This window comes from Actinomadura gamaensis, assembly GCF_042652125.1.
In the GTDB taxonomy this organism is placed as follows: Bacteria; Actinomycetota; Actinomycetes; order Streptosporangiales; family Streptosporangiaceae; genus Spirillospora; species Spirillospora gamaensis.
This window is the reverse complement of record NZ_JBHSIT010000008.1, coordinates 165,088-181,092: the sequence shown is the minus strand read 5'-3', so window position 1 is coordinate 181,092 and position 16,005 is coordinate 165,088. Positions and strand designations below refer to the sequence as shown.

Sequence of the window (16,005 nt, the reverse complement as noted above, 5' to 3'; positions counted from 1 at the left end):
ATGACCATGACCCGCTCGTCCGCACCGGCCCGGCACGGCGTTCAGCCACCAAGCACGACGCCGTCCCGGACGCTCCGACCGATCACGCTCCCGAACGAGCCCGACGCTCCGGCCACCCGCCCGGCCGCCGGCCGCTCCGCCGGTCCGGCCGTCAGGGGCGCCGCCCCCAAGGCGTGCCCGACCTGCCGCACCGCCTTGGACGGCGGCCCGGTGCACTTCCGGTGCCCGTCCTGCCAGCGCGCCGTGATGGCCGCCGACCTCGACCACGAGACCCACGCCCCGCTGACCGTGCCCGCCTGGGCCCGCACCCCCGTCCGCTCCGACCTTGGGAGGGCCGCGTGATCGCCGTGCTCCTGCTGCTCACCGCGCTCACCGCGTTGCTGGGGTGGCTGTGCCTGTCCCCGGCTCGCCTGGCCGCCGCCGGAACGGTGCTGCTGATCGCGCACCCCGTGCTGACGGTGACCCTCACGACCCTGGCCGCCCTGGCGCTGACGGTGGCCGCTGCCCGGATCGTCTACCGGTCGCTGCGTGACGGCGGCTGGCATCTGGTCACCATCCAGCGGCCCGCGTTCGCCGTGAGCCAGGCGGGAGGGATGGCGCCATGACCACCTTCACCCCGCCCCCGGAGTTCGGCCGCCCCGACCACGCCAACGGCTGGCAGGCCGAGACCGCCGGAGCCACCTCCGACCCGCACGGCCGTCCGGTGCAGGTGTTCAACCTGCGCTACCTGCCCGGCTTCCTGACCCGCCGCCGTACCACCACGGCCGAGGACACCGCCGCCGCAGACCGGGTCGGGGGCTGGCTGCTGGCCGGCGCCGCGCTCCTGCTGCTGGCCCTGGCCCTGGCCCAGGGCTATGTCTCCTACCGGGCCCAGTACCAGTTCGTACACGCGGTCAAGCATGAGCACCTGGCGTCCACCCTGGAAGCCCTCGGGCTGGACGCCGCCGCGGTCATCTTCGCGCTGCTGGCCCTGGCCCAAGCCCGGCTCGGACGTCCGGCGGTCGCCGAGCGGACGCTGAACCTGGCGTGCGTCGCCGGATCGCTGCTCATGAACGCCCTGAGCGCCGACATCGGGTCCGCCAAGTCGGTCGCCGCCTGGGTACTGCCCGCCGCGCTGTACGCCGCCGCGTCCGACCGGCTGATCGCGGTCGTCCGCCGCCGCGCGCTGGCCGGACGCGACACCGCCGACACCACCTCGCCGCTGGCCGCCGCGCGCGGCATCGGCCTGTGGGTGCTGCGCCTCGGACTGGCCCCAGTCACCACCTGCAAGGGATTCCGCGCCTGGGTCCTGGACGAAGCCCCGGTGGCGCCCGGACGCCGCGCCCTGCCCGCACCCGGACCGTCCACCTCGCCGTCCGCGCTGCCGTCCGGAGAGCGCCCGGCCATCGAGGCCGGACCGTCCACCCCGTCCGAGTCCGGACCGTCCGACCGGACGTCCGTCCCGTCCGCGCCGTCGTCCGCTGGACCGTCCAGCACGGCCGGACGGACCGGGACCCGGACGCGTAGGACGCCGTCCAGCCGGACTGGTGGCGGACGGTCCAAGCGCTCGTCCCGCACCTCCGCGCCCGCCCCGGTGGACGTGACCGACCTGATTCCGCTGGGCCAGCAGATCGCCGCCGAGTTGGCTGCGCGCGGTGAACCACTCACCCGCGACAGCCTGGCCGCCCAGTTGCGGCAGGCCGGTCACACCGCAGGCAACGCACGCGTCGGCGCCCTGCTCACTCACCTGAAGACCGACACCGCACCGGCGGACTCCGCCGCGTCCCCGTCCGACTCGACCACGGCCACGGAAGGACAGGCCGCATGAACACCCCCAACACCCCGCCCCGCGACGCCGCACCGCAGGACACCACGCGGGCCCTGGACGGCCAGCCCGGCACACCGCCGCCCGGACGCCGATTCCCCGACCCGGTGGACGGCCAGGGCCAAGGGGACGCCGAAGTCATCCCGCTGCGCCCCGACGACGCCCCCGACACCGAGGGCCAGGACGAGGCGCGGCAGGCGCCCCACACCGAAACGCCCGTCCCCACCGACGGGGACGGACCGGAACGCCGTCCGATCATCCCGACCGCATGGAACCGCGACAACTGGCGCGCGACCGTGGCGTTCCACGCGGGACTGTGGTCCTACAAGGCGCGCTACCACGCCCTGCGCTGCCCGCTGTACGTCCTGGCCACCGCGTGGTACGCCCTGGCAGGCGCGCGCAGCAGCGCCGCGCGGCTGTGGGCGTGGTGGCAGTGGACCGATGGCTGGGTGCTGGAGTCGCTGGCGGTCGCCGACGGCCGCCCCGGCCACCACGACGCGATGAACGTGCACCGCGAGGGCAAGAAGACCCGAGCCGCCCGCACCCAGATCCTCGCCGCCTCTGCGGTCGGCGCGCTGGTGCTGCTGCTGGTTCTGGCGCTCTTCCTGCCCTGGTGGGGATGGCTGGCCCTGGCCGGTGTGGCGGTGTGGCTGCTGGCCCGCGAAGGTGTCCCCGAGGGCCAGCCGATCGTCCGCGCAGCCGTGGTCGCCCCCGCCTACCAGGCCCCGACCCCCGAACTCATCACCCGCGCGCTCGGGGCACTGAACATCGGCGCGATCACCGCCGTCATCAAAGACGGCACCGGCCTGGCGTTCATCTCCGACGTGCACCGCGACGGCGACGGCTGGGGCGTTGAACTGGACCTGCCGCACGGCGTGACCGCCACCGACATCATCAAGCGCCGCGAGGCGCTGGCGTCCGGGCTGCGGCGCCCGCACTCGGCGACCTGGCCCGAGGCCGTGCCGCACGAGCACGCCGGACGGCTGTACCTGTGGATCGGGCGCCGCGACATCTCCAAGGCCAAGCCCGCCGCCTACCCGCTGCTGCGCGGGGGCACCACCGATGTGTTCGCCGGTGTGCCGTTCGCCGTCACCCCGCGCGGCCAGCGAGTCAACGCCCCGATGTTCGAGATGAACTGGGTGATCGGCGCTGCGCCCGGTCAGGGCAAGACCACCGCTGTGCGGGCCCTGGCCTGCGGCGCCGCCCTGGATGTGGTCTGTGACCTGTGGATTCACGAGCTGGCGGGCAAGGGCGACCTGGAACCGCTGGCGCAGGTCTGCCACCGCTACACCTCCGGCATGGACGATGAGGCCGTCGCCTACACCGCCGAGTCGGCGCGGCTGCTGCGCGCCGAGTTGGAGCGGCGCCAGAAGCTGTTCAAGAAGATCCCGCGCGATGACAAGCCCGACGGCAAGCTCACCCGCGAACTGGCCACCCGGTTCGCCAAGCTGCGCCCGATCGCAGCGTTCTTCGACGAGGTCCAGAACGTCATCCTGCACCCGACCTACGGCGCCAAGTTCGTAGACGACCTGGCCTACGTGGAGCGGCTGGGCCGCGCCTACGGAATCATGATCTTCCTGGCGACCCAGCGTCCCGACGGCGAGTGCCTGCCGCCCAAGATCCGTGACCTGTGCATCGCCAAGTTCTGCCTCAAGGTCCCTGACCAGGTCACCAACGACATGATCCTGGGAACCGGCGCCTACAAGGCCGGCTACCGCGCCAGCGAGTTCCGCCCCAAGACCGACGCCGGACTGGGCTGGCTCAAGGGCGAGAACGAGACCCAGGCAGTGCGCACCCACTACCTGACCCTGCCCGATACCGCCCGCGTCGCCGCCCGCGCCCGCGCGATGCGCCAAGCCGCCGGAGTGCTGTCCGGCTACGCCCTCGGCGACGACGATGACGCGGCCGACCCCAAGCGCAGCTTCGCCGCCGACGCGCTGAGCGTGTTCGGTGACGACCAAAAGCTGTGGTCCGAAACGATCGCCGCCCGGCTCCGCGAGGCGCTGCCGGGGGTGTACGCCGACATCACCCAGCCGGTGGTGTCCAGTCAGCTTCGCGCCCTCGGGGTGGAGGTCAAGGACGTCCGCGAGACCGGCAAGGCCAATCGCAAGGGCTGCACCCGTGACGACCTTCAGGCCGTCCTGGACGATGCCCGACCGACGACCGACGACCACGCGGAACCGGCCCCGGCGTCGCGCGACATCCCGTGAACCGTCGCGGCGCCGCGACACCCGCCCACCTGCACAAAACGCGCGGCGCCGCGACACCGCCAACCATCCGCGACGCACTGACCTGCACTGTCGCGACGTCGCGGACCCAAGATCCAGTCCGCTGCCCGTTCCGCTCCTAGCGACACCGTCCCCGACACCGACCCCAACCGCGCGACCCCCGCGACACCGACTCTCGGGAGACACCCGTCATGGCGATCACGATGTTCACCTGCGGCCGATGCCGCAAGCGGTACAGCAACCCGCTGACCCACACCTGCGTCACCCGGCTGAACAGCAGGCGCCGCCCCGGCAAGACCCGCTTCACGCCGCAGGCGAGCGTGAAGTGCTCCAAGTGCGGCAAGCCCTACACCAACCCGCTCACCCACACCTGCCAGGTCACCACCGACTTCCGCCAGCGCAAGGCCGCCCAGGCCCGCAAGGTCAAGGCCGCCAAGAAGCGCGCCACCCGCAAGGCCCGCGCCGAACGCGCCAAGCAGCGCGCCCAGCAGCGCGCGCAGGCGCGCGCCAAGGCCCGCCCCGCCGACACCAACTCGCCCGCTCCCGGCGCGGGCACTACCACCCCCGCATCCCCCTCCGTGCCCAAGCCCTCGGCCAAGCCCGGCTTGAAGCCGCCGTCCCGGCCCGCACCCCGCACGGCACCCAAGCACGACCCCCGCGAGTGCTTCCAGACGGTCCGGACCGGCGAGGGCCCCGACGCCGCCCACGAGTGCGAGCGGTTCCCCTGCCGCATCTACCGCGAGGGCTACGCCCACGGCCACAGCACCGGCCACCGGGTCGGCTACACCCTCGGCCACCGCGCCGGCTACGAGAAGGGCTACACGCAGGGCTACGCCGACGGCTGGGCGCGCGGCTACAACCAGGGCGCCGTCGAAGGCTTCAAAGCCGGAGCCGAAGAGGGCCACAAGGTCGGCTACGAGTCCGGATACAAGGCCGGGCTGTCGGCCGGAAGCGCGCGGTGACCCCGATGGCCCTCACCGTGCTGATCGTCTTGGCCGCCCTCGCCCTGTGGCTGCTGTCGCTGCTGTCGCGCCCGATCACCGGGTGCCGCCGCTGCGGTGGCCGGACCGTGGTCGCCACCCGCACCCCCGGCCGCGTCCGCGCCTGCCGCGCCTGCCGCGGCACCGGCTACCGCCGCCGCATCGGCGCCACCACCGTGCACCGCCTGTACTGGACGATCCGCAACCGCCCCCACCCCGAAACCAAACACCACCCTCACACCCAGCCCACCCCCGACCACCACGACGGCCCCTGGCCGCCCGGCCCCGACACCATCCCGGCCCCGCCGCACATCCCTACCCCGCGCATCCCCGACCCGCCAAGCGCACCGGAGGACCCGCGATAATCACCGCCGCCCACCAGGCCACCACCGCGGGCTCCGCCGTGGACCTGCTGTCGGTGCTGCTCGCCATCGCCGCCGCGATCTGGCTGATCCGCTGGGCCCTGCGCGGACGCGGCGCGTGTGGTCGCTGCCAGGGCACCGGCGTACACCGGGGACTGCTCAGCGACAACCGGTGCCGCCGCTGCGGCGGCACCGGCCAGCACTGAAGACCCATCCGTCCGCCGACCCGAAGGACAACTGGCCATGTCCGACCACAGCAGCATCGAATGGACCGACGCGACCTGGAACCCGGTCACCGGCTGCACCAAGGTCTCGCCCGGCTGCACCAACTGCTACGCCGCCACCTTCGCCGAACGCTTCCGCGACGTCCCCGGCCACCACTTCGAGCACGGCTTCGACCTGACCCTGCGCCCCGCCAAGCTCACCCAGCCGCTGCACTGGCGCCGCGGTCGCCGGATCTTCGTCAACTCCATGTCCGACCTGTTCCACACCGGCGTGCCCGCCGACTACATCGCCCGCGTGTTCGCCGTGATGGCCGCCAGCCCCCGGCACACCTTCCAGGTGCTCACCAAGCGGCACGCCCGCATGCGCACCCTGCTGAACCTGCCCGACTTCGCGCACACCGTCCGCGCCCTGGCCGCCACCGACTACGGCGCCGCTGGCACCACCGCGTGGGCGTGGCCGCTGCCCAACGTCTGGCTCGGGGTGTCGGTGGAGAACCAGAAGTGGGCCGACATCCGTGTCCCCGCCCTGCTGAACACCTCCGCCGCCGTCCGGTTCCTGTCGGCCGAACCGCTGCTGGGACCGATCGACCTGACGCAGGCGGTCCGCACGATGGGCAGCGAGCGCGGGCACGGCCTCACCGCCTCGTTCGTCCACGCGGGCGGCTGCTGCCAGCGCCGGTTCCACGGGATCGACTGGGTGATCGCCGGAGGCGAGTCCGGCCCGGCTGCCCGCCCCGCACACCCCGACTGGTTCCGGTCGCTGCGCGCTCAGTGCGACGGCGCGCAGGTGCCGTTCTTCTTCAAGCAGTGGGGGATGTTCGCCCCCGCGTCCGAGGACCAGCCGCACGGCCCGATCGTCCTGGTTGACCAGCGCGGACGTACCCACTCGCCCCGCGTCGGTGTGTTCGCGCCCGCCGATGCGGTCCGCATGAAGCGCCTGACCAAACATCGTGCCGGGCGCGTCCTGGACGGCCGTACTCACGACGCGTTCCCCGCGCCGCTGACCGTCCGCCCCGGCCTGAGCCAAGGAGCCTCGTCATGAAGCCCGAAGACGTGCCCGCCGAGTACGTGGACACCCTCGCCGACATCCTCGACGACGACGCCCACGAGGGATGCGGCGCCGACGGGACGCCGTGCCCCGGCAACGTCCTGCCCTACTACCAGAACGTCGCGCGCGTCGCGCTCGCCGAGATCCTGCCCCAGCACGAAAAGCAGATCCGCGCCCTCGTCCGCGCCGAGACCACGGCCGTACACGACGCCGCCTGACTGCGGCCCCTACCCGAAGACGGAGCGACCCCCAGCGGTCAGCCACCAAGCACGCCGCTGGGGGTCCTGCCCCAACCGATCACGTTCCCGAACGAGCCAGGCCCGCCCGAGACCTAGAAGGAGCCCCACCATCATGACGCACAACCCTCCGCGACGCCCACCCTCCGAACAGTGGCCGTCACCGGCCTTCCCGGACTGCCCGACCTGCCGCACCGACCGCCGCGTCCGCTGGATCGCCTCGGCCAACCGCCTGACCGACGGCGCCCCGGTCCTGGTCTGGCTGTGCGCCGCCTGCCAGGACGCCTGGACCACCCCGGCCACGTCCTGGCCGGTCCTGGACGGCCCCGACTGCCCGACCGCCGGATGCGGCGCGGTCGGCACCCGCTGGCACGCCATCGACCCCGACCACCTCGCCGACCTGTGGTCCTGCCCGTTCGGCCACCTGTTCCTGCTGGACCCCGAGGGCATGGTGTCCCCGCTCACCGCCGACGGCACCGACGGCACCGACGGGGGTGCGGTGTGACGGTCACGCTGTACGACGAGTTCGCCGGCGGAGGCGGATCGACCGACGGCGCCTCGCAGGTGCCCGGTGTCGAGCCGGTCCAGGCCGCCAACCACAACCCGCTCGCCCTGGAGACGCACGGGACCAACTTCCCCGACGTCGATCACATCCTGGGCGACGTCACCAAGACCGACATCGTCCGGTTCGCCCGCGCGGACCTGTTCTGGGCGTCCCCGGCCTGCCCGCCCTGGACCGACGCCCGCGGCAAGAAGCGCGACTTCGACAAGTCCACCTTCCAGGCGCTTCCCGGCATGCCCGACGACCCCGCCACCGCCGACGCGCAGACGCTGCGCGCCCGCAAGCTCATGGAGGAAATCCCCCGCTACCTGGCGCACTGGCACCTGCGCGGCCGGCCCGTGCTGGCCGGGGTGGTGGAGAACGTGGTGCAGTGCCGCCGCTGGGCCGAATGGCACCGCTGGCTCGGCGAGATCCAAGCCCTCGGCTACCGGACCCGGCTGATCGCGCTGAACAGCATGCACGTCCGGCCGGTCCGCACCGCCCGCGCCCCGCAGTCCCGCGACCGGCTGTACCTGGCGTACTGGCTGGACAAGCTGCCCCGCCCCGACTTCGACAAGTGGCTGCGCCCCCAGGCATGGTGCCCGTCCTGCGATCAGGTCATCGACGCCGTCCAGGTGTTCAAGAACCCCCGCAACGAAATGGGCCGCTACGGCATCCGGCACGGCCAGTACGTCTACAAGTGCCCCCGCCACACCTGCCGCGGCCAGATCGTCGAACCCGAAGCGCTGCCCGCGCTGGCCGCGATCGACTGGACGCTGCCCGCCGCCCGCATCGGCGAACGCGCCGACCTGGGCAAGGAGCCGCTGGAAGACGCCACCCTGGCACGCATCCGCGTCGGCATCAGCAAGTACGCCGTCCCGCTGCTCACCCCGGCGGGCGGCACCTGGCGCGACACCGCGCTGCCGGTCACCGCGCCGATGCCGACCCGAACCACCCGCGAGAACGACGGCCTCGCCGTGCCGCCGCTGCTGGTTCCGGTCGAAGGCCGCCCCGGCAAGACCGCCGCACCCGCCGCGGCGCCCCTGCGGACCCAGACCGCCCGCAACGAAACCGGCCTGGCCTGGCTGCCGTTCATCGTCCCGATGCGCGGCGGAGGCGACAAGGAACGCGCCCGCGACATCGGCCAGCCCCTGCACACCGTCACCGCGGGCGGGAACCACCACGGCCTCACCCTGCCCGAACCGCTCGCCCCGTGGGAACACCTGCTGGTTCCCTACAACGGCAAGGGCTACGCCCGCCCCGTCACCGCCCCGGTCGGCGCCCAACCCACCCGCGACCGCTGGGCCCTGGCCTCAGGCATCACCACCGACATCGACCTGGACGACGTCCGGTTCCGGATGCTCGAACCCCACGAGATCCAGCGCGCCATGGCCTTCCGCGACGACTACACCATCTGCGGCACCTCCAAGCGCGCCAAGGTCCGCCAGCTCGGCAACGCCGTCACCCCACCCGCCGCCGAAGTCATCGTCTCCGCCCTGGTGGAAGCCATCACCGGCCAAGACCTCGAACGCGCCCCCCAGCCCCGGACGGAGGCCGCATGACCATGATCGGACGCACCTACCTCGAACGCGGACACCCCGTCGTCGTCCTGGCCCGCTGGGGCAAGGGCGGCGGACCCCGCAACGTCCTCATCCGCCGCGCCGACGGCACCTTGACCGTTCGGCCCTTCCGGGGACTGCGCAAACCCAAGACCACCGGGCCCGACGCGTGTGAGGTGCCCGTATGACCGCCGTCCAGCTCGTCACCGTGGCCGGGCGTACCTACAAGGTGCAGAACGGGCGCCCCTGGCTGGACTGGAAGGACAAGCGCATGCTGACGCACCCCGAGGGCGGGTGCCTGCTGTGCTGCACCAACCGGACCCAGGTTCGCCCCGGCGCCGTCCCGGTCCACCCCGGCCAGGCGTGTCCGCAGTGCGGGCCGGCCTGGCGCGGTGCCCGCCCTGACCTGTGCCGGTTCTGCGGCCGGACCGCGCACTTCACCGAGGCCGGTCGGCCCGTCCACAAGACCTGCCTGGAGGCCGCCATCACGGCGGCCTGGCGCCAGCAGCAGACTCCCCACCAGGACGCCGCATGAGCACCCGCACCCCGCACCCGCACCGGCCGATCGACCTCGCCGAGGCCGTCCCCGGCCCCGACGCCGCCGTGGTGGCCCGGTGGCTGATCGCCCGCGGCATGTACGTGTTCACCGTCGATCACCCGGCCCTGCCCGTCTGCGTCGGCGCGCACCGGCCCGACGCGCCCTGCGACGGCGACCGCGGCAAACACCCGGTCGGCCGGTGGAGCCAGCGCGCCACCCGCGACCCGGCCGCCATCGGCCGCGACCTGGCGCGCGGGCCCCGGAACCTGGGGATCGCGTGCAAGCCGTCCGGACTGCTGGTGATCGACGAAGACCGGCCCGGCGCGTTCACCGACTTCGCCCACACACTCGGCGAGCAGGTCCCGGCCACCTTCACCGTCGATACCGCCAAGGGCCGTCACTTCTACTTCGCCCAACCCGCCGACGGGCCCCTGGGCAACAGTCCGGGCGCCCTGCCCGACGGCATCGACGTGCGCGGCGCCGCCGGGCAGGGCGGCTACGTGGTCGCCCCCGGCTCCCTGCACCAGACCGGCATCCGGTACACCCCGGTGGACTCCACCGCCCCCGTCCTGACCGCCCCGTCCTGGCTCACCAACGTTCTGCGCGCCCGCCCCGGACAGCACACCGCCCGCCATCGACCGGCGCAGCGACCGGCCGTGCCCGCCGAGGGCGGGCGCCCGTTCCGGGTGCTGTGCGCGCTGGTGAACACCGTCTTGGCCGCCACCACCGGCGACCGCAACAACCGGCTGTACTGGGCCGCCTGTCGCATGTACGAACACGCCGACCGCGGCCTGTTCGACGAAGGCGCGGCCCGCGCCGCGCTCGCCGACGCCGCCCACCACGTCGGCCTCGGCGACAGCGAGACCGAACACACCTTGGACTCCGCCCGCGCCATGACCGCCCACGGAGGCGCCGCATGACCGCCCCGGCCGAGCAACCGTCCACCGAGCCCCAACCCGCCAACACCGCACCCGCCGCCCACAGCGAGCCCGAACCCGCCGCCGACGCCCGCGCCGACAGCTCGGCTACCGCTGCGGACATCGTCGGGCGGCACGTCGCCAAGGAAGACAAGGGGCCGTCCCAGGCCGCGATCCTGGTCAAGATCGCCAAAGACCGGTTCACCTTCTGTGTGTCCGGGGACGGCCGCCCCTATGCCGTGCCCATCGACGGCCCCAACGTCGCGCTGCCGTTGCGCGGCAAGAACGGGCTGCGGTCCCAGCTCGCCCGCATCTACAACGACGAACAGAACCAGGCCGTCTTCTCCCAGTCCGCCCAGGCCGACGCCATGACGGTGTTGGAAGGCATCGCCCAGACCGCCGAGTTGAACACCCCGCACCTGCGCGCCGCGCGCACTCCCGACAGCATCCACCCCGGCGACGGGAACGGCGTGGTGGTGGACCTGGGCACCCCCGACGGCCGCTGCGTGGTCATCACCCCGGCCGGCTGGCAGCGCGTGCCGCGCTCCCCGGTGCTGTTCCGCCGGTCGGGCGCCATGAAGCCGCTGCCCGACCCGGTCCGCGACGGCGACGGCCTGGCCCGGCTCGGCGCGCTGCTGAACCTGGATGAGGACGCTTTCCACCTGCTGGTTGCCTGGTTGGTCGCCGCGTTCATCCCGGACCTGCCGCACCCGATCCTGACCTTTCGGGGAGAGCAGGGCACCGGAAAGTCCAAGTCCGCGCAGATGGTCATCGGGATCATCGACCCGTCCGGCGCACCCAAACGCACCGCGCCCCGCGACCTGAAGTCCTGGGCCACCCAGGCGTTCAACTCCTGGGCGCTGTGCCTGGACAACATCTCCTTCATCCCCGACTGGCTCAGCGACGCGCTGTGCCGCGCGGTCACCGGCGACGGCATGGTGGACCGCGCGCTGTACTCCGACGACGACGTAGTGGTGTTGGAATTCCGGCGCGTGCTCGCCCTGACCACCATCGACGCCGGAGCGCTCGCCGGCGACCTCGCCGAGCGTCTCCTCACCCTCGAACTGAACCTGATCCCCGACCACGCCCGCCGCGAGGAAGCCGAACTGGACGCCGCCTACCGCGACGCCCACCCCGCCATCCTCGCCTCCCTGTTCGACCTGCTGGCCCAGGTACTCAAGGCACTGCCGGACGTGGAACTCACCCACCGGCCGCGCATGGCCGACTTCGCCCGCGTGCTGGCCGCCACCGACCACGTCACCGGCTGGCACACCCTGGACACCTACACCGCCGGAGCCCGCGACGCCGTCGCCGACGTCCTGGACGGCGACCCCTTCGCCCAAGCCCTCATCGCCCTGGTAGACCAGGCCGGGCCCGAAGGGATCGCCGCCACCGCCCAAGAGATCCTTGACCAAGTCCCGACCCCCGAACGCCTGCCCAAGAAATGGCCCAAAGACGCCACCCGCGCCGGAGGCCAGATCAAACGCCTCGCCCCCGCCCTCCGCCACGTCGGCATCGACGTGGACGACACCGGCCGCGGCCCCCGCCCCAAGCGGCAGCGGATCTACCGTCTGACCCCGACATCGGAGAGGGGACGCATTCCAGCGTCCACAGCGTCCACCCCCTCCCCTGAACCTGACCTGACCAGCCACAACACGGCGGACGCTAGCAGGCTTGCGCAGCGTCCCCCCAGCGTCCACCTAGCGTCCACAGCGTCCGCCGAACCCCGCCAGGCGGACGCTGTGGACGCTCAGGCGGACGCTGGCCCCCCGCACAGCGTCCGCCTAGCTCAATCCCTTGACCAGCGGAAACAGCCCTCGGCGGACGCTGGGGACGCTGTGGACGCTGAAATGCACTACCCCTCCGATGTCGGCACCTGCGCCGTCTGCCGACAGCCGATGACGCTCGTCGAACTCGGCCAGACCACACACCCCAACTGCCAGCCGGAACCGCCCATCGGGGCAGCCCACGCAGCCACCTGACCCATTTTCAGATTCGACCCGTGAAGCCAGGGCGCTCAGCCACCAAGCACGGCGCCCGCGACCGACCAACCGATCACGTCCCGAGAAAGAGGCCCGAGGATGAAGAAGCCTTCCACCGACCGGATGCTGACCGTGGACGAGTTCTGCGACAACCTTCGGATCACCCAGCGCACCTTCTATGAATGGCGTGCCAAGGGCACGGCCCCGCGCTGCATCAAGATTCCGAACGGGCAGCTTCGAATCCGGCCCGCCGACTACGAACGCTGGCTCGATTCCCGCCAGGAGGTCGCGGCCTGATGCGCACTACCTACAAGGTCCGGGTGTTCAAGACCGAAGTCCGCCGGAACAAGGCAGGCAAGGCCACCTCGTACCGCGTCCGCTGGAAGACCGACAACCTGCCCGAGTGGAAGCGCAGCTTCCCGAAGGACGCGCAAGCCGACTCCTACCGGAGCAGCCTGATCACGGCCGCGCGCAACGGCGAGGCGTTTAGCCTCGCCACCGGCGAACCGGTGTCCTGGGGGCGCAAGGACAAGCAGGACATGAGCTGGTACGACTTCGCCTGCAAGTACGTGGACATGAAATGGAAGCCCGCATCCGGCCGGTACCGCGATGACATCGCCCGTGCGCTCACCGCGATCACTCCGGCGCTGCTCACGAGCCGACGCGGAAAGCCCGATGACAAGCGCCTGCGCGCCGCCATGCGGCGCTGGGGATACAACACCAAAAACCGGGCGAACGCGCCCGACGACGTGGCCAAAGCGCTCGCGTGGCTGGCCGATAGCACCAAGCCGGTCTCGGCTCTCGCCGAGGAAGAGACCGCACGTGCCGCGCTGGACGCCGCCACCTCGAAGCTGGACGGTACCGGCGCCGCCGCGACCACCGCCCGCAAGCACCGGATGATCCTGGCCAACGCCCTGGACTACGCGGTCGAACTCGACCTGCTGGCTTCCAACCCCGTGCGCGCATTGAAGTGGAAACCCCCGCGCATCACCGGCGAGGTGGACCGGCGCCGTGTCATCAACCACGCCCAGGCTCGTGCGCTGCTGGCCGCCGTCGGTCGCCAGCCTCGAAGCGGGAGGCGTCTCGTTGCCTTCTTCGCAGTGATGTACTACTCAGCCCTGCGGCCCGAGGAAGTCGTGAACCTGCGGCGTGACCACATCACACTTCCCGAGCTGGTCACCAATCCCGAGACCGGTGAGCAGGAAGAGCCCGCCGACGGCTGGGGCGAGATCGTCGTGTACAAGGCGGCGCCGTTCGTCGGGCGCGACTGGACCGATGACGGCGCGCTGCGAGAGGAGCGCGCACTCAAGCACCGCGCCGACGATGAAGCCCGGCACGTCCCATGCCCGCCGGAGCTGGTCACCATCCTGCGGAGCCACCTGGCGGAGTTCACCGAGGGCCCTGACGGGCGCGTGTTCTACGGCGTGCGGGGTGGTGAGCTTCCCAACATCACATACCGCAGGTCCTGGCAGGTCGCGCGAACGGACGCGCTGACCGCGGCCCAGGCCGCATCCCCGTTGGCCGAACGCCCCTACGACCTGCGGCACGCCTGCGTCTCCACCTGGCTCAACGGAGGCGTCCCGGCCGCCCAGGTCGCCGAATGGGCCGGCCACAGCGTGGAAGTCCTGCTGCGGATCTACGCCAAGTGCATCGACGGGAAGGACGAGGTCGCCAAGAAGCGGATCTCGGCCGCGCTCCGCGAGTCCTGAGCCCCCGCCCGTGGGCAAGCATTGGGCAGAACCAGCCGCATGCAGCCGCACCCTGCCGCATACAACCGCATAGATCAAGAGGTCCCTGACCGGCGTTCGCGCTGGTCAGGGACCTCTTTTCGCTGCTTGACCTTGTGCCCCCGGCAGGATTCGAACCTGCGGCACCCGCTTTAGGAGAGCGGTGCTCTATCCCCTGAGCTACGGAGGCTTGCCGTTCGCCGTAGAGCGTAGCGGACGGCGGTACCAGGGTAGGGGACGGGAGGGGTCGGGGTGGAACCCGATTTGGGGCTAGGCCCGGTGGGGCGGGGGTGAGTACAGTGCGGTGCCGTGGTGGGTCGGCATCGTGGGTCGGCGCGGCCCGGGGATGGCGGCCTCGGGCGGACGCCTCGGCGGGTGTGGCTGGTGGCCGGGGGGATCGCCGTTCCCGTGGTGTTGGCCGGGGCGGTTCTGGTCGGGGTGTCCGGGGGACGGCCCGAGGCGGTGAGTGATCGGCCGACGGTCGCGGCGTCTCCGGAGAGCAATCCCACTGTGGGCGGTTATGTGCCGCCTCAGCCGAAGCCGGCCACGCGGTCGCCGGTGGTGGAGCGGTCCGTCCGGCCGAAGGCGACCAGGTCGTCGCCGCCGGTGCCCTCGCGGAGACCGCGGCGGCCTCCGGATCGGGAGCGGCCGGGGTGCCCGCCGGGGTGGCAAGACTTCCCGATCCTGCGCCGCTGGTGCGAGAGGCACGGTTACGGCGGGCGGTAAGGCCCTGATCACCGCCTGACCTGTAGTAGCGTTCCTGCGGCTCTTCGGCTTCGGGCATCAGGAGGAAACTGGACGTGCCGATTCCTCGGTCGGCGGTGCTGACCGCGGTGGTCCTGATGGTGGTCACGTTGGTGTCACCGAGCGGTGCCGCGGCGAGCGGCGCCCTGGACCGCGACGGCGACGCGGCCGAGCAGCTGCGGAAGGCCGCGAGCAAGGCCCGGACGGACCTGCAGGCGGCGACGAGGCAGATGGAGGACCGGCGGCGGGCGCTCGCCGTGGCCCAGGACAAGCTGCGGGCGACGCTGAAGGACCTCGCGGCGGCGGACGCGCAGTTCGACCGCATCCGCGCTCCGCTGTCGCGGCTGGCGAACGCCTCGTACCAGCAGCCCGGAGTCGTCGGCTCCATGGCCGTTTTCGGCTCGGGTGGCGATATGTCGGCGTTGCGCTCCACGGCCGATGTGAACCATCTGGCGGACTCCCAGCAGGCCCTGATCGGGCAGGCGGACCGGTTGCAGAAGCGGAAGCAGGCGCTGGCGTCGGCGGCGCAGGAGTTGCAGGCGGACAACGCGGTCGAGCAGACCCGGTTGCAGCAGCAGATCGACGGGTTGAAGCAGAAGTCGGCGCAGCTCACCGCGCAGTTGGAGGGCATGCTGCGCAAGCTCGATCCGGACAAGCGCCTGGAGCTGGGGTGTGACAAGAGCCTGGCGGCGCAGTCCACCAAGTTCCCGAACGGCCTGATCCCGGACAAGTACCTCTGCCCGCTGCCGCAGAAGGGCATGAAGCTGCGCGCGGACGCGGCGCTGGCCTTCTACAAGGTGAACGCGGCCTACCGGCGCCGGTTCGGGCACAACATGTGCGTGACGTCCAGCTACCGGAGCCTGGCCGACCAGCACCGGGTGTACGCGGAGCGGCCCGGGTTCGCGGCGGTTCCGGGCACCAGCAACCACGGCAAGGGCCAGGCCGTCGATCTCTGCGACGGCGTGGAGAACCAGGGGTCGACCCAGTTCAACTGGATGAAGGCCAACTCCGGGAAGTACGGCTGGTTCCATCCGACCTGGGCCTACAGCAACCCGTTCGAGCCCTGGCATTGGGAGTACGGGACCGACAGCGACCACTAGGCACTGACCGGAACC

The 16,005-nt window shown here is 72.0% G+C and carries 18 protein-coding genes and 1 tRNA gene; 18 read left to right on the top strand and 1 reads right to left on the bottom strand.

What is annotated here, in order from left to right:
• The 17 genes from ACFPCY_RS26625 (at position 1) to ACFPCY_RS26545 (ending at position 14,128) form a co-directional block, all read left to right on the top strand.
• Positions 1–342, top strand: coding sequence for a hypothetical protein (locus ACFPCY_RS26625; protein WP_378259567.1), 342 nt, complete (start codon positions 1–3; stop codon positions 340–342).
• The gene (locus tag ACFPCY_RS26620) at positions 339–605 is read left to right on the top strand and encodes a hypothetical protein (protein WP_378259566.1); all 267 of its coding nucleotides are present in this window, start codon (positions 339–341) and stop codon (positions 603–605) included. The genes ACFPCY_RS26625 and ACFPCY_RS26620 overlap by 4 nt, the downstream gene beginning before the upstream one ends.
• Positions 602–1,807 (top strand): hypothetical protein, encoded by a 1,206-nt coding sequence (locus tag ACFPCY_RS26615; protein WP_378259565.1) that lies wholly within the window; start codon positions 602–604, stop codon positions 1,805–1,807. Before ACFPCY_RS26620 ends, ACFPCY_RS26615 begins: the two co-directional genes overlap by 4 nt.
• Positions 1,804–4,014, top strand: a complete 2,211-nt coding sequence (locus ACFPCY_RS26610) for a hypothetical protein (protein WP_378259564.1) — start codon at positions 1,804–1,806, stop codon at positions 4,012–4,014. The genes ACFPCY_RS26615 and ACFPCY_RS26610 overlap by 4 nt, the downstream gene beginning before the upstream one ends.
• A 209-nt stretch (positions 4,015–4,223) precedes the next feature.
• Positions 4,224–4,994 carry a FliH/SctL family protein gene (locus tag ACFPCY_RS26605; RefSeq protein ID WP_378259563.1) on the top strand — a complete coding sequence of 257 codons (771 nt, stop codon included), beginning with the start codon at positions 4,224–4,226 and terminating at the stop codon, positions 4,992–4,994.
• A 5-nt stretch (positions 4,995–4,999) separates the two neighbouring features.
• The gene (locus ACFPCY_RS26600) at positions 5,000–5,377 is read left to right on the top strand and encodes a hypothetical protein (protein ID WP_378259562.1); all 378 of its coding nucleotides are present in this window, start codon (positions 5,000–5,002) and stop codon (positions 5,375–5,377) included.
• Positions 5,378–5,415: 38 nt separating this feature from the next.
• Positions 5,416–5,580: a hypothetical protein gene (locus ACFPCY_RS26595; protein ID WP_378259561.1), complete on the top strand. Its 165-nt coding sequence runs from the start codon at positions 5,416–5,418 to the stop codon at positions 5,578–5,580.
• A 37-nt stretch (positions 5,581–5,617) separates the two neighbouring features.
• Positions 5,618–6,640, top strand: a complete 1,023-nt coding sequence (locus ACFPCY_RS26590; RefSeq protein ID WP_378259560.1) for a DUF5131 family protein — start codon at positions 5,618–5,620, stop codon at positions 6,638–6,640.
• Complete coding sequence (locus ACFPCY_RS26585) at positions 6,637–6,864, top strand: hypothetical protein (RefSeq protein WP_378259559.1); 228 nt, start codon at positions 6,637–6,639, stop codon at positions 6,862–6,864. The genes ACFPCY_RS26590 and ACFPCY_RS26585 overlap by 4 nt, the downstream gene beginning before the upstream one ends.
• A gap of 133 nt (positions 6,865–6,997) precedes the next feature.
• The gene (locus tag ACFPCY_RS26580) at positions 6,998–7,387 is read left to right on the top strand and encodes a hypothetical protein (protein WP_378259558.1); all 390 of its coding nucleotides are present in this window, start codon (positions 6,998–7,000) and stop codon (positions 7,385–7,387) included.
• The gene (locus tag ACFPCY_RS26575) at positions 7,384–8,985 is read left to right on the top strand and encodes a DNA cytosine methyltransferase (RefSeq protein WP_378259557.1); all 1,602 of its coding nucleotides are present in this window, start codon (positions 7,384–7,386) and stop codon (positions 8,983–8,985) included. Before ACFPCY_RS26580 ends, ACFPCY_RS26575 begins: the two co-directional genes overlap by 4 nt.
• Positions 8,982–9,170: a hypothetical protein gene (locus ACFPCY_RS26570; RefSeq protein WP_378259556.1), complete on the top strand. Its 189-nt coding sequence runs from the start codon at positions 8,982–8,984 to the stop codon at positions 9,168–9,170. Before ACFPCY_RS26575 ends, ACFPCY_RS26570 begins: the two co-directional genes overlap by 4 nt.
• Positions 9,167–9,517 carry a hypothetical protein gene (locus tag ACFPCY_RS26565; RefSeq protein ID WP_378259555.1) on the top strand — a complete coding sequence of 117 codons (351 nt, stop codon included), beginning with the start codon at positions 9,167–9,169 and terminating at the stop codon, positions 9,515–9,517. The genes ACFPCY_RS26570 and ACFPCY_RS26565 overlap by 4 nt, the downstream gene beginning before the upstream one ends.
• Positions 9,514–10,440 carry a bifunctional DNA primase/polymerase gene (locus ACFPCY_RS26560; RefSeq protein WP_378259554.1) on the top strand — a complete coding sequence of 309 codons (927 nt, stop codon included), beginning with the start codon at positions 9,514–9,516 and terminating at the stop codon, positions 10,438–10,440. The genes ACFPCY_RS26565 and ACFPCY_RS26560 overlap by 4 nt, the downstream gene beginning before the upstream one ends.
• Positions 10,437–12,419: an ATP-binding protein gene (locus ACFPCY_RS26555; RefSeq protein ID WP_378259553.1), complete on the top strand. Its 1,983-nt coding sequence runs from the start codon at positions 10,437–10,439 to the stop codon at positions 12,417–12,419. Before ACFPCY_RS26560 ends, ACFPCY_RS26555 begins: the two co-directional genes overlap by 4 nt.
• Before the next feature lie 99 nt (positions 12,420–12,518).
• Positions 12,519–12,716 (top strand): helix-turn-helix transcriptional regulator, encoded by a 198-nt coding sequence (locus ACFPCY_RS26550; protein ID WP_378259552.1) that lies wholly within the window; start codon positions 12,519–12,521, stop codon positions 12,714–12,716.
• Between the two features lie 23 nt (positions 12,717–12,739).
• Entirely contained in the window at positions 12,740–14,128 is a 1,389-nt protein-coding gene (locus tag ACFPCY_RS26545; protein WP_378259551.1) for a tyrosine-type recombinase/integrase, read from the top strand.
• Between the two features lie 135 nt (positions 14,129–14,263).
• On the opposite strand, the gene ACFPCY_RS26540 is transcribed toward ACFPCY_RS26545, so the two are convergent.
• Positions 14,264–14,336: transfer RNA gene (locus tag ACFPCY_RS26540), tRNA-Arg, on the bottom strand.
• Positions 14,337–14,946: 610 nt separating this feature from the next.
• On the opposite strand from ACFPCY_RS26540, the gene ACFPCY_RS26535 reads away from it, so the two are divergent.
• On the top strand, positions 14,947–15,990 hold the full coding sequence (locus tag ACFPCY_RS26535; RefSeq protein ID WP_378259550.1) for a D-alanyl-D-alanine carboxypeptidase family protein: 1,044 nt from the start codon (positions 14,947–14,949) through the stop codon (positions 15,988–15,990).
• Positions 15,991–16,005: the final 15 nt, after the last annotated feature.